This is a genomic window from Flavobacterium granuli (assembly GCF_900129705.1).
Lineage (GTDB): Bacteria > Bacteroidota > Bacteroidia > Flavobacteriales > Flavobacteriaceae > Flavobacterium > Flavobacterium granuli.
Map to the genome: position 1 here is coordinate 195,998 of NZ_FQWO01000001.1, position 12,701 is coordinate 208,698.

Below are 12,701 nucleotides of genomic sequence, written 5' to 3' on the forward strand. Positions count from 1 at the left end.
TTAAAATACAACATTTTTTGTTCAATTTTTTAAATATGCTACCCAAAATCTCCCTATATTTTAGAAGTCTCAAACACGCCAAGAACCAACAAAAACCATAACTTTCTGATAATCAAATTATAATAAATCATTAAATCTTAAAATAGCATTAGTTTATATGGATTATTAACAGTAATTTTGCACCCTATTTTAAAAATACATATGAATAAATTTGAACAATTAGGATTGAGTGAATCGTTACTGAAGGCGGTTTTAGATCTAGGATTTGAAAATCCGTCAGAAGTACAGGAGAAAGCGATTCCCCTATTATTGGAAAAAGACACAGATATGGTTGCGTTGGCTCAGACAGGGACAGGGAAAACGGCAGCTTTTGGTTTTCCAGTTATTCAGAAAATTGATGCCAACAACAGAAATACACAAGCATTAATTTTATCTCCAACACGCGAATTGTGTTTGCAGATTACCAACGAACTTAAAAACTACTCTAAATACGAAAAAGGTATTAATGTGGTAGCAGTTTACGGTGGAGCTAGCATTACAGAACAAGCAAGAGACATTAAGAGAGGCGCACAAATTATTGTAGCCACTCCAGGAAGAATGCAAGACATGATCAACAGAGGTTTGGTAAACATTTCTCAAATCAACTATTGTATTCTAGATGAGGCCGACGAAATGTTGAACATGGGTTTCTACGAAGACATCGTAAACATCCTTTCAACTACGCCTGACGAAAAAAACACATGGTTATTCTCAGCTACAATGCCTGCCGAAGTAGCAAGAATTGGAAAACAATTCATGAAAGATCCAATTGAAATTACAGTTGGAACTAAGAATTCAGGTTCAGCTACCGTTTCTCACGAATTTTACCTTGTAAATGCACGTGACCGTTACGAAGCTCTGAAACGTATTGCTGATGCTAATCCAGATATTTTCTCAGTAGTATTCTGTAGAACAAAACGTGATACACAAGCTGTTGCTGAAAAATTAATTGAAGATGGATACAGTGCTGCCGCATTGCATGGGGATTTATCCCAAGCGCAACGTGATGGCGTAATGAAATCTTTCCGTGGAAGACAAATCCAAATGCTTGTTGCCACTGATGTAGCTGCACGTGGAATTGACGTTGATAACATTACTCACGTAGTGAATTACCAACTTCCTGACGAAATAGAGACTTACAATCACCGTTCTGGCCGTACAGGTCGTGCTGGTAGATTAGGAACTTCTATCGTTATTGTTACTAAAAGTGAATTGCGTAAGATTTCTTCTATCGAAAGAATTATCAAACAAAAATTCGAAGAAAAAACAATTCCATCAGGAATCGAAATCTGCGAAATCCAATTATTACACTTAGCTACTAAAATTAAAGACACTGAAGTTGATCATGAAATTGACAACTACTTGCCTGCCATCAACAATGTTCTTGAAGATTTATCGAAAGAAGAATTAATCAAGAAAATGGTATCTGTTGAATTCAACCGCTTTATCGCTTATTACAAGAAAAACAGAGATCTTTCTACTCAATCAGGTGAAAGACGTGAACGTGATGACAGAGATGGTGCTCCAAGAGAAAACAACAATGGCGGTGCAACAAGATATTTTGTAAACATTGGTTCTAGAGACAACTTTGACTGGATGTCATTGAAAGATTACTTGAAAGAAACCCTAGACTTAGGTCGTGATGATGTTTTCAAAGTAGACGTAAAAGAAGGATTCTCTTTCTTTAACACAGATCCTGAACATACTGAAAAAGTAATGGAAGTATTAAACAACGTACAATTAGAAGGACGTCGTATTAATGTTGAAATTTCTAAAAATGACGGTGGCGGAAGACGTGACCACAACGGAAGAAGTTCTGGAGGTTTTGGCGGCGGAAGAAGTTCCGGACCAAGACGTGAAGGAAGCTTTGCTCCAAGAAGAGAAGGTTCTGGAGGTTTTAGAAGCGACAGAAATTCAGCTCCAAGAGAAGGTGGTTTCAGAAGCGAAAGAGGTTCAGCTCCAAGAAGAGAAGGTTCATCAGACAGAGCACCTAGACGTTCTGAAAGTTTTGGTGACTCACCTAGACCAAGAAGACCAAGAAGAGACTAACATATATTGTTAATTTTCTTATAATAATACAAGAGACTACAAAATATTTAATCCTGTTTTACTACTTTTAAAGTTTTAAATCAGTTTATGAAATATTTTGTAGTTTTCTTTTTTTTAGTTATATCTGTAAGCACTTCAGCTCAGGAAATAACATCTTCACAAAAAGTATCGGCCTATATTTATAATGACAATACTAAGTCAGCATTGACCAATGTAAACGTCATTAACGTTAACAAGGTAAGAGGAGCCAGAACAGATTCAAATGGTTATTTTGAAATTGATGTGCATCCAAACGACACACTCCATATTTCACTTTTAGGCTTTCAATCGCTAAGAGTTAAAGTTACCAATGACTGGTTGAAAAATAAAATGGCCAAAATCTTTCTTACGGAAAGCGCCATAGCACTAGAAGAAGTAGTCATTAAACCCTTTAATTTAACAGGCTACCTTGAAGTTGACTCTAAAACAATCCCTATAAAAGAAAACTATCGTTACAGTATTTCAGGATTAACAGATGGATATGAAGCCGGAAACTACTCTCCAAATGCTTTTGGCAGGGTTCTGGGATCTATTTTTAATCCAGCCGATATGCTTTATAATTTCTTTGGAAAAAAAACAGTAGAGCTTAAGAAACTTAAAGAAATGAAGAAGGACGATACCGTTAGAAACCTTTTAGAATCTAAATTTGATCGCGAAACACTTGCCATTTTATTAGGTATAGACAAGAAAGAAATTCCGGAAATATTACAACGCTGCAATTATTCGGAATCCTTTATTCAAACAGCAAACGATCTTCAAATCATGGACGCCATTAGCGGTTGCTATGAAGAATACAAAATATTGAAAAAGAAGTAATAAAAACTTACATAACAAAATCCTCAATTACAGAAATAGTTGAGGATTTTTTTTGGTTAAAAACCAAATCCTACAAAGTCTAAACAGAGATAATTCATAAATAATTAAGTCCTAATTTATTTACATAACTACATCCCAAAAATAGTCACTATCTTTACTTACAATAAAATACAAATCTTAATTACAGATCATTATGGCAAAAAGTCAGGACGCGAAGAAGACTCAAAAAAAAGAGCCTCTTAAAACAGCAAAAGAAAAGAAAGAAGAAAAAAGAGAAAAGAAAAATAGCCCTAAAAGAGACTAAAAAAAATAGTGTTCAGTGTTCAGTTATAAATAAGTATTCAGTTACAAATACTGAACACTAAACAACTGAATACTGAACACTTTTCCAATAACTGAATGCTATTTCACCGGAATTTCAGCTAGAATTTCAAGTAAAAATTTCCAGAATTTTTGAGAAGAAGCGATACTGGCTCTTTCGTCTGGGGAATGGGCTCCGTGGATTGTTGGTCCAAAAGAAATCATATCCATATCCGGATAATTAGTACCCAGAATTCCACATTCTAATCCCGCATGGCAAGCTACCACTTTCGGTTTCTCACTATTTTGTTTTTCATAAATAGAAACCAAAACGTCTAAAATCTCCGATTTCACATTGGGAGTCCAACCCGGATACGATCCTGAAAGTTCCACTTCGCAACCCACTAATTCAAAAGCGGAACGCAACGCATTCGCCAAATCAAATTTAGAAGTTTCTACTGAGGAACGCGTCAAGCAACCAATAGAAATTTCGCCATCTTTAATGGTTACTTTGGCTATATTATTAGAAGTTTCCACCAAGTCTTCCATATCGGCACTCATTCTATAAACACCGTTATGAGCAGCATAAATGGCTCTGATAATTCCTTCTTGAACTCCTAAATCCATCACTTTTTTCGGCGTCTCGCATTTCACGATCTCGATAGTCAGATTAGGTTCAGTCGTTTTATATTCGGTTTTAATGTCATTGATGATTTCCTGCATATCAAAAATATAGGCTTCATCAAACATTTCAGAAATAATCACTTTGGCAACACTTTCTCTTGGAATGGCATTGCGCAGACTTCCGCCGTTGATTTCTGCCACCTGCAAACCAAAGTTCTCAAAAGCGTCAAACAACAAACGGTTCATAATCTTATTGGCATTACCCAGACCTTTGTGAATATCCATTCCTGAATGTCCGCCTTTTAAGCCTTTTACACTAATAATATGTCCTACAGAACCTTCCGGTACTTCTTCCTCATGATAACTTCTTGTAGCCGTCACATCGATACCTCCGGCACAACCAATGTCAATTTCATCATCTTCTTCGGTATCCAAGTTCAATAAAATCTGTCCTTGTAAAATCCCTCCTTTTAAGTTTAAAGCTCCAGTCATACCTGTTTCTTCGTCAATCGTAAACAAAGCTTCAATAGCTGGATGTGGAATATCTGTACTTTCCAAAATCGCCATAATTGCGGCAACTCCAAGACCGTTATCAGCACCTAACGTAGTTCCTCTGGCGCGAACCCAATCCCCATCAACATACATATCAATTCCCTGAGCATCAAAATCAAAAACCGTATCGGCATTTTTTTGATGCACCATATCCAAATGTCCTTGCATCACAATCGCTTTACGATTTTCCATCCCCGGAGTAGCCGGTTTACGGATAATCACATTGCGGATCTCGTCCTCAAAAGTTTCTAATCCAAGGCTGTTTCCAAAATTCTTCATGAATTCAATTACACGCTCTTCTTTTTTAGAAGGACGAGGCACGGCATTCAAATCGGCAAACTTATTCCAAAGTGCTTTGGGTTCTAAATTTCTTATTTCTTGACTCATTTATTTTTGTTTGAAGTTTAACATTTTAAAAGCTCAAAGTTACAAAGTTTAAATTCTTTTTAGGCACTAATTGATATTGTAATTATATTTACGTTTCAAAATTGATATCGTGAAAAGAATACACATTCTACCCCTATTTCTTCTTATACAAATAATTGTACTGCAATTTATCCCTTATTTCCCCAAAGCGGTAGAATCCTTATACAGCAATGGTTTATATCCCTATATAGCATTGTTTTCAAGATCAATTCTGGGAAAAATTCCTTTTTCTGTGGGAGACTGTATTTATTTTATTTTGATTATTCTAGGTATCAAATGGTTCTGGAAGAAACGAAAATCTTGGACAAGAGGCAAAACTGAACAGAGTGTTAGCAAATCGCTTTGGCAAAATAACCTACTCCATATATTGAGTTTTCTTTCTGTTTTTTATTTCCTGTTTCATACGCTTTGGGCATTAAATTATTACCGCCAACCGCTTTTTGAAAAAATGCAGATTCAAAGAGAATATACCGATACTGATTTGTTAGTTTTTACCAAAAAATTGATTGCTAAGACCAACGCCATTCAAAAACAAATCACTAAAAATGACAGTCTGAAAGTAACATTTCCATATTCTCAGCAACAAACCTTCACAATGAACCTGAATGGCTATAAAAATTTATCAGAAAGCTATCCTTTTTTTAAATATTCCCAGCTGAGCGTCAAAAAATCACTCTTTAGCCTGCCTTTGACTTATATGGGATTTGGAGGCTATCTAAACCCGTTTACCAATGAAGCCCAAGTAAATTATTTGGGTCCCATGTACCGTTTCCCAATGACCGCTAATCATGAAATGGCACATCAGATGGGATTTGCCAACGAAAGCGAATGTAATTTTATAGGTTTTCTGGCATCCATAAAAAATGATAACCCCTACATTAAATATTCGGGTTATAGTATTGCACTGCAATATTGCTTGGGAAACTGGCAGGCGCGTGACGAAAAAATTCTAAATGAATTGCTAAAAACCGTCCATCCCGGAATTTTAAAAAACTATCAGGAAAGTGAGGATTTCTGGAAGCAATATGAAAGTCCTATTGAAACTGCTTTTCATGTTTTTTATGATAATTTCTTAAAAGCAAACCAACAAAAAGACGGTATGGAAAGCTATAGCAAATTTGTAAACTTAATGGTGAATTATTATAAAGAAAGAGAATTGTAAGTTACTGTTCGAAGACTTATTTACTGAAATCCCCGCGATTCTCTACGTCTCAAATGTGATTAGATGAACAAAACTTTCTAAATAGCCCCGATGGAAATGAAAATCCTCCCGATTTTTCTTCGGGAGATTGAAATGAACAGCGGGACCAATGTCCATTATAAATCGAGAACTTTGTGCTCCAAAGCCGCAATACGCAAATGATTTTAAATAAAAATGTATTCCTTTGTAACAAAATTGAATTCAAGTGTACTAATGAATTATGATTGAGAATCCAGAACATTCTTTTGTGAAGCAATTGCAAGCAAATCAGAATATAATCCACAAAATTTGTAGATTATATACTGATTGTGAGGATTCACACAAAGATTTGTTTCAGGAAATTACGATTCAGCTATGGAAAGCTTTTCCAAAATTTAGGGGCGACAGCAAATTTTCTACTTGGGCCTATCGCGTTGCGCTGAATACCGCCATTACTTTATACCGAAAAAACAAACGCTCTATTGCGACAGTGGAATATGAAGCGCGGCAGCATTTTACTAAGGACGTTGATTATAATTATGAAGAAGAAGAGCAAATTAAGCTCATGTACAAAGCGGTTTATCAGCTAAATGACATCGAAAAAGCCTTGGTTTTCATGTATCTGGAAGACAAAGATTACCATGAAATTGCCGAAACACTGGGGATCAGCGAAGTAAATGCCAGAGTAAAAATGAACAGAATAAAAGGAAAACTAAAAAAAATACTAAATCCTTAAGGAATATGAAAGAGCTGGATTTATTGAAAAAAGACTGGAAAAAGAATGAGAATTCTTTTGAGCAGGTATCAGAAAAAGAAATTTACAAAATGATTCATAAAAAATCATCTTCGATTGTGAAGTGGATTTTGATTATCAGTATTTTGGAATTTACCATCCTAAACTTAATTGGTTTTCTAATCCCTGATGAGAAGAGAGAAGAATTGATTGTTATTGAAAACTACCTAAATGCATTTACCATACTGGGTTATGGAATTACGCTCTATTTTATTTATTTATTTTATAAAAACTACAAATCTATTTCTGTTGTGGCTACAACAAAAAAGTTAATGCAAAGCATTTTAAAAACCAGAAAAACGGTGCAATATTATATCTGGTATAATATCATCTACATTTTCCTGATAGTTTCCTTAGTAATTGTTTATGAATTACAAAACTCCCCTACTTTTAATACCCATAATAGTTCTAAGAACATGCTTATTTGCGTGATCTCTTTTGTTTTACTTGGAGTCGTATTAGGGCTCATTTGGTTGTTTTACCGCTTAATATACGGAATCCTGCTTAGAAGATTGTATGCCAATTATAAAGAATTGAAAAAAATAGATTTGTAGTTTTACTTGAATCTGAAATAACTGAAATAGTTTATAGATCAATTCATCACTTTTTAAATTCTTCTATTGTCGTTAAATAAGAAACCCGATCGTTTTAAAAAACGATTGGGTTTCTTATTCCATTTTAGCTAAGTAAAATTTTAGCTAATAATCCCACTTGCGGTATTTGTTCAATTTTTCCTGTTCTTCAATTTCTTCGACTGGTATTACTTTTAGAAAAGAAGGATGCTGCTCGATGGCATATTCTACTTTTTCGACAATCTCATCAATACTATCATTATCATAATCAATATCCAATGGTTCCTTGATGATAAAAGACTGTAAAATCCCCTTCTTTTTCATACGCAATCCTTTTTTGTCAAAAGAACGTCGAAAACCGTCAATAACGATTGGCACTACAATTGGGCGGTGCTGTTTGATGATATGTGCAGTTCCTTTACGAACTGGCTTGAAGGATTTTGTGGTTCCTTGTGGAAAAGTAATAACCCAACCGTCTTTAAGCGCCATTTTTATATTCTCGGTGTCATTTGGATTTACGTCTCTTTTTTCAGTAACGTCAACCCCTTTGGCACGCCAGGTACGCTCAACGGTAATTGCTCCAACATAAGACATGATTCTAGGCAATAATCCTGCCCGCATGGTTTCTTTGGCTGCAACATAATAAATATTCATTTTGGGTTGCCAAAGATAACCTACGTTTTTAATGGAATCTTCCCTCCCGCTCAAACTGGCATTAAAAACATGGAACATAGCCACCACATCAGCAAAATAAGTTTGATGGTTAGAGATAAAAAGTACGTTGGTCTCCGGTAAATTACGGATTATTTCTGAGCCTTCTATTTTCAATTCATTGAATCCTCTATAGCGTCTATGGGTAATTACTCCAAAAATTCGGATTAACCATTTTTTTATCAATAGTATGTGACCAAAAGGATTTCTCTTAAATAATCCCATAAAATATTTGTTTATTTTCTAAATTAGGATTGCAAACGTACGAAAATTATTTTTAGAAGTACATCCGATAGCTAAACTCCCAAAAGCGCATTTTTTAAATTCCAAAAATCGGTTTTAAACTTCCAAAACAGTTTTTAAAACATCTTTTAACTCACTAAGAATCATAGCCGTCGCGCCCCAAACCACATGACCTTCAATCTCAAAAGCAGGTACATTGATGTTCTGGGCATAGGATGTGGATAAATTTGCCTCAATAACAATTGCATCACTTAAAAAAACGGACAAAGGCAGCTCGATGATTTGAGCCACTTCGCTAGGATCAGGCACAAAACAAATTTCATCGTTGCAAATCCCCAAAAAAGGATGTACCATAAAATTACTTGGAGGAATATACATGGGAGTAAAAGCTTTAATAATTTCCATTACTTCCGGGCTGATTCCTACTTCCTCCTGTGTTTCCCGCAGTGCCGTTTCCTTGAAATCCTTATCTTCTTTTTCATATTTTCCCCCAGGAAATGCAATTTGTCCCGAATGAACACCTTCATAGGAATTCCGGACAATAAGTACCAAATGGGTGACTCCATTTTTAGGATAAAACAACATCATCACCGCAGCCGTTCTTGGGTTTTTATTTTCAATATCTATATTTTTCAAACTTTCGATTCTTTCAAAAGGCGCCATTTTAACATGGGCTTTCATCGCTGGAAGATCTGCTTGAACTAAATTGGGAACAAATTCTAAAAAATATTGAAAATCCATAATCAAAGACTATTTTTGCATCTGAAAAATACAATATAAATATAGGCCAGAAAATAATAGCCAGCAAATTTTCAGCATCCTATTTAAATCAATAAAATGTACAGCAAAGAAGAAACTCAAAAACTAAAACGAGAATTCTGGGTCACATTCGCCGAGAAATATCCCCGAAAATGGTTGCTATACGATACCAAAATAAAAGATTTCTCTTTTAAGTTCTATGTAGACAATAAAAAAGCACAGGTTCTTATTGATATCGAACAACGCAGCGATGACAAACGCAATGCTTATTTTGATAAAATAGAGGCCTTAAAAAATATTCTCGAAGAAGAATTTATCAAAGATTTAGTGTTTGAGAGAAACTACATCCTTGAAAACGGAAAAACCATCAGCCGCATTTGGATTGAAAGATTGGGCGTAAGCGTGAGCAATCGTTCCTATTGGGATGAAATTTTTGATTTCTACAACGAAAAAATGAACGCCTTGGAGCTTTTCTATTCTGAATATGATGAATTCATAAAAGATATTGACTAAGGTTTAAAATTAAAAACCGCTGATTTACAGATTTTATGTTATCTCTGCAAATCAGCGGTCTTCGTTTTCGAGAACAAACTCCAACTACATATTAAATATATTATACACAATAATGCGATTGTCGTAACTGATATACAATTGCTTCCTATTGCCTTGTTTTTTTCTGGTAATTATAGAAAGTGTGCAATCCTCTCCATTATTATCCTTACAAGTAAAGGAATAAACAATATCTGTGTCATTTTCTTCTATAGGTTGGTAAACTACAATTTCAAATAATTGAATAATTTGAGAATAAACAACAATTCTGCTTTTATTAGTATCCAAAGAAACCAGAATATTGACTAATTCCAGATCAGACCATTTTCCCCATTTCCCTTTTTCGTTTTTTTCTAAAACACTAAAACCGGAAGTTTTGAATTTGTAGTTTTGACTAAAGGAATTTTGGGAACCAAGCCCTAAAAAAAGCAACACAATAAATAATTTAATTTGGGTCATTGTCTATAACAGTTAAAATTTAAATTCCATTAGCTCTTTTCTGGCCGTCTCAAAATCAGCCATCATTTCCTGAACGATTTCCTCAACCGATTTTATTTCATGAATCAATCCCGCAATTTGGCCTATTTCCAGCTCGCCTTCAACCAAATCTCCTTCAAACATTCCTTTTTTGGCTCTTGCCCTACCCAAAAGAGTCGTTAATTCTTCTTTGGTCGGACATTTTTCGTATAAATGTTGAACATCCTGATAGAATTTATTCTTTATTAATCGAACAGGAGCCAACTCTTTTAAAGTCAACTGCGTGTCCCCTTCCTTTACTTCTAGAATCTTTTTCTTAAAATTCTGATGAGCCGAAGATTCCACAGAAGCGGCAAATCTACTTCCCACTTGAACGCCATCGGCACCTAGCGTCATGGCGGCCAACATTCCTCTTCCGCTGGCTATGCCTCCAGCAGCTATAATCGGAATTGTGATTTGTTCTTTCACCATTGGAATCAACGTAAAAGTAGTCGTTTCATCTCTCCCGTTATGACCTCCTGCCTCAAAACCTTCGGCAACAATGGCATCCACTCCTGCTTGTTGGGCTTTTAATGCAAATACCGAACTGCTCACAACATGCACAACAATAATACCGTTTTCTTTTAAATAAGAGGTCCATGTTTTTGGATTTCCAGCCGAGGTAAAAACAATTTTTACGCCCTCCTCAACAATGATTTTCATAATTTCCTCAATGTTGGGATACAGCATCGGGACATTTACTCCAAAAGGTTTTGAAGTGGCTTTTTTGCATTTTTGAATGTGTTCCCGCAATACTTCAGGATACATGGAGCCCGCTCCTATTATTCCTAATCCTCCGGCATTACTTACCGCACTTGCCAGTTTGTAGCCACTTACCCAAATCATTCCTGCCTGAATAAGAGGGTATTTAATATTAAAAAGACTTGTGATTTTATTCATTGATGATATTGAATATTAGTTTTTTATGATTTTCCCGCTTTTAGAAAAAGCATCCGTTTCAATTTTATAGATATAGATTCCGCTACCTAATGCCTCCAAAGAAATACTTCCTAAAGGACTAGTGAAACTTTTCTCCAAGACTTTCTTTCCCAAAAGACTATAAATAATGACTTTTCCCTCATTAAAAATTTCAGGAAAATAAACCGAAATCAGATTGTCAGTAGGATTTGGATAAGCCGTAAAATATTTTTTTGTTAAACTATTCCCAGAGACTCCATTAGCTAATGCCAAACTGAAATCAGGAATTCCATAACCATAGCTCGTATTGGGCTCATTGTATTTATCTGCCGACTGCACAATTAAATCCCTCAATTCCCGATTGGTTTTATCCGGAAATGCCTGCCATAAACAAGCTATCATTCCCGCCATAATAGGGCTTGAAAACGAACTGCCATTTGCAGTGACAATATTCCCAAACTGATCCGAAACCACTGTTGCAACTCCTTGTGCCATAACATCTGGTTTTATCCTTCCGTCAAAAGAAGGCCCAATGGAACTAAAAGAGGCTTTTATTTTCGTTGGGGAAACAGCTCCAACCGTAATCACTGACCTTGCATCAGCGGGCACAGCGATATGAGGGTTAGCAGTAGCGCCTTCATTACCCGCTGAAACGACTACAATCATTCCTCTGCTAAAGGCTATTTCGGCTCCTCTGGACATAAAAGCGGTAGTTCCGTTCATTTGGTTATAAGTATAACTATAGGCCGTATTGTCATAATCAAAATAACCTAAAGAGGTATTAATTACATCTACTCCCAAACTATCGGCTTTTTCAGCAGCCTCTACCCAAAGAGATTCTTCAACCGGATTTTCGGAAGAGTTATCCTCTGTAATAAATAAATAATAAGATGATTCAGGAGCAGTTCCTATCAACGCATTTTCTTTGTATCCGCCCATACTGGACAATACCATAGTACCATGTTGGTCACCCGCATAGAAATCAGCATTTCGGCGTACAAAGTCATAACCGCCCAAAATTTGATTATTATCTCTTAATTTTTTGAAAGGTTCGGTGGTATTCACTCCCGGAAAACCAGCGTCCAAAACGGCTATAATTTTTCCGGAACCAGTATAATTTTGCTGATGCAAATAGCGGCCGTTAAGCATTTGAAGTTGATTTTCCGAGCTTCCGTAAGTATAACTGATTTCAATATCCTGAATTTTGTCTTCCTTTTTAATTTTGAAGGTTTTCGCTATTTTCCCAGCTTGATTCAAAGAGGCATCAGCAAATTCCACTTTATCCACAAAAGGAAAGCTTTTTAGCGAATTTATCAAGACCGGATTTCCTCTCACGTGGATGGCGTTCAACCATTTCGACTGGGCCATAACAGTAATTCCGTCCACAGATTTTACGTGACGGATATACGATAAATCGATAGGAATATCTTTGGTATCTAAGCCAATGTTTTGATTCAATCTCCTGTCCAAAGCGCGTTGAGAAAGCATTTCTAAAGGGGAATCAAAATAAAATTGCGAGTTCGGTTTAGCATTGAAATAAATCCAAGCGTCTTGCTGTGAAAAAACAATCGTGGTCAGCAATAAGAAAAAAGATAAACAGAGCTTTTTCATAGTT

At 35.7% G+C, this 12,701-nt stretch carries 12 protein-coding genes; 6 read left to right on the forward strand and 6 right to left on the reverse strand.

From position 1 onward, the window contains the following. Positions 1 to 201 precede the first annotated feature (201 nt). The gene (locus BUB25_RS00870; protein ID WP_072938322.1) at positions 202 to 2,088 is read left to right on the forward strand and encodes a DEAD/DEAH box helicase; all 1,887 of its coding nucleotides are present in this window, start codon (positions 202 to 204) and stop codon (positions 2,086 to 2,088) included. Between the two features lie 87 nt (positions 2,089 to 2,175). Beyond that, complete coding sequence (locus tag BUB25_RS00875; RefSeq protein ID WP_072938325.1) at positions 2,176 to 2,943, forward strand: carboxypeptidase-like regulatory domain-containing protein; 768 nt, start codon at positions 2,176 to 2,178, stop codon at positions 2,941 to 2,943. Positions 2,944 to 3,345: 402 nt separating this feature from the next. Here the strand turns inward: BUB25_RS00875 and BUB25_RS00880 are convergent, their stop codons facing one another. Next, positions 3,346 to 4,806: an aminoacyl-histidine dipeptidase gene (locus BUB25_RS00880; RefSeq protein ID WP_072938328.1), complete on the reverse strand. Its 1,461-nt coding sequence runs from the start codon at positions 4,804 to 4,806 to the stop codon at positions 3,346 to 3,348. A gap of 109 nt (positions 4,807 to 4,915) precedes the next feature. Between BUB25_RS00880 and BUB25_RS00885 the strand changes: the two genes are divergently transcribed. The 3 genes from BUB25_RS00885 to BUB25_RS00895 all read left to right on the forward strand — a co-directional run bounded on the left by BUB25_RS00885 (position 4,916) and on the right by BUB25_RS00895 (position 7,372). Next, positions 4,916 to 6,007, forward strand: a complete 1,092-nt coding sequence (locus BUB25_RS00885; protein ID WP_072938332.1) for a DUF3810 domain-containing protein — start codon at positions 4,916 to 4,918, stop codon at positions 6,005 to 6,007. 259 nt (positions 6,008 to 6,266) lie between these two features. Beyond that, positions 6,267 to 6,761, forward strand: a complete 495-nt coding sequence (locus BUB25_RS00890) for an RNA polymerase sigma factor (RefSeq protein ID WP_072938336.1) — start codon at positions 6,267 to 6,269, stop codon at positions 6,759 to 6,761. Positions 6,762 to 6,766: 5 nt separating this feature from the next. Beyond that, positions 6,767 to 7,372, forward strand: coding sequence for a hypothetical protein (locus BUB25_RS00895; RefSeq protein WP_072938339.1), 606 nt, complete (start codon positions 6,767 to 6,769; stop codon positions 7,370 to 7,372). 144 nt (positions 7,373 to 7,516) lie between these two features. Here the strand turns inward: BUB25_RS00895 and BUB25_RS00900 are convergent, their stop codons facing one another. Continuing rightward, positions 7,517 to 8,326 carry a lysophospholipid acyltransferase family protein gene (locus tag BUB25_RS00900; RefSeq protein WP_072938342.1) on the reverse strand — a complete coding sequence of 270 codons (810 nt, stop codon included), beginning with the start codon at positions 8,324 to 8,326 and terminating at the stop codon, positions 7,517 to 7,519. Between the two features lie 114 nt (positions 8,327 to 8,440). Further along, the gene (locus BUB25_RS00905) at positions 8,441 to 9,085 is read right to left on the reverse strand and encodes an NUDIX hydrolase (protein WP_072938345.1); all 645 of its coding nucleotides are present in this window, start codon (positions 9,083 to 9,085) and stop codon (positions 8,441 to 8,443) included. Positions 9,086 to 9,181: 96 nt separating this feature from the next. On the opposite strand from BUB25_RS00905, the gene BUB25_RS00910 reads away from it, so the two are divergent. Next, positions 9,182 to 9,616 carry a DUF4268 domain-containing protein gene (locus BUB25_RS00910; protein WP_072938348.1) on the forward strand — a complete coding sequence of 145 codons (435 nt, stop codon included), beginning with the start codon at positions 9,182 to 9,184 and terminating at the stop codon, positions 9,614 to 9,616. 84 nt (positions 9,617 to 9,700) lie between these two features. Here the strand turns inward: BUB25_RS00910 and BUB25_RS00915 are convergent, their stop codons facing one another. The 3 genes from BUB25_RS00915 to BUB25_RS00925 are packed head-to-tail and all read right to left on the reverse strand — an operon-like array spanning position 9,701 to position 12,697. Continuing rightward, the gene (locus tag BUB25_RS00915; RefSeq protein ID WP_072938351.1) at positions 9,701 to 10,111 is read right to left on the reverse strand and encodes a hypothetical protein; all 411 of its coding nucleotides are present in this window, start codon (positions 10,109 to 10,111) and stop codon (positions 9,701 to 9,703) included. Between the two features lie 12 nt (positions 10,112 to 10,123). Further along, on the reverse strand, positions 10,124 to 11,068 hold the full coding sequence (locus BUB25_RS00920; RefSeq protein WP_072938354.1) for an NAD(P)H-dependent flavin oxidoreductase: 945 nt from the start codon (positions 11,066 to 11,068) through the stop codon (positions 10,124 to 10,126). Positions 11,069 to 11,083: 15 nt separating this feature from the next. After that, positions 11,084 to 12,697 carry a S8 family serine peptidase gene (locus BUB25_RS00925; protein WP_072938357.1) on the reverse strand — a complete coding sequence of 538 codons (1,614 nt, stop codon included), beginning with the start codon at positions 12,695 to 12,697 and terminating at the stop codon, positions 11,084 to 11,086. Positions 12,698 to 12,701 lie beyond the last annotated feature (4 nt).

Coding starts and splice junctions, on each gene's coding strand:
- BUB25_RS00920 (WP_072938354.1), bottom strand. CDS start 11,068: ATGAATAAAATCACAAGTCTTTTTAATATTAAATACCCTCTTATTCAG.
- BUB25_RS00875 (WP_072938325.1), top strand. CDS start 2,176: ATGAAATATTTTGTAGTTTTCTTTTTTTTAGTTATATCTGTAAGCACT.
- BUB25_RS00925 (WP_072938357.1), bottom strand. CDS start 12,697: ATGAAAAAGCTCTGTTTATCTTTTTTCTTATTGCTGACCACGATTGTT.
- BUB25_RS00905 (WP_072938345.1), bottom strand. CDS start 9,085: ATGGATTTTCAATATTTTTTAGAATTTGTTCCCAATTTAGTTCAAGCA.
- BUB25_RS00900 (WP_072938342.1), bottom strand. CDS start 8,326: ATGGGATTATTTAAGAGAAATCCTTTTGGTCACATACTATTGATAAAA.
- BUB25_RS00895 (WP_072938339.1), top strand. CDS start 6,767: ATGAAAGAGCTGGATTTATTGAAAAAAGACTGGAAAAAGAATGAGAAT.
- BUB25_RS00870 (WP_072938322.1), top strand. CDS start 202: ATGAATAAATTTGAACAATTAGGATTGAGTGAATCGTTACTGAAGGCG.
- BUB25_RS00890 (WP_072938336.1), top strand. CDS start 6,267: ATGATTGAGAATCCAGAACATTCTTTTGTGAAGCAATTGCAAGCAAAT.
- BUB25_RS00880 (WP_072938328.1), bottom strand. CDS start 4,806: ATGAGTCAAGAAATAAGAAATTTAGAACCCAAAGCACTTTGGAATAAG.
- BUB25_RS00915 (WP_072938351.1), bottom strand. CDS start 10,111: ATGACCCAAATTAAATTATTTATTGTGTTGCTTTTTTTAGGGCTTGGT.
- BUB25_RS00910 (WP_072938348.1), top strand. CDS start 9,182: ATGTACAGCAAAGAAGAAACTCAAAAACTAAAACGAGAATTCTGGGTC.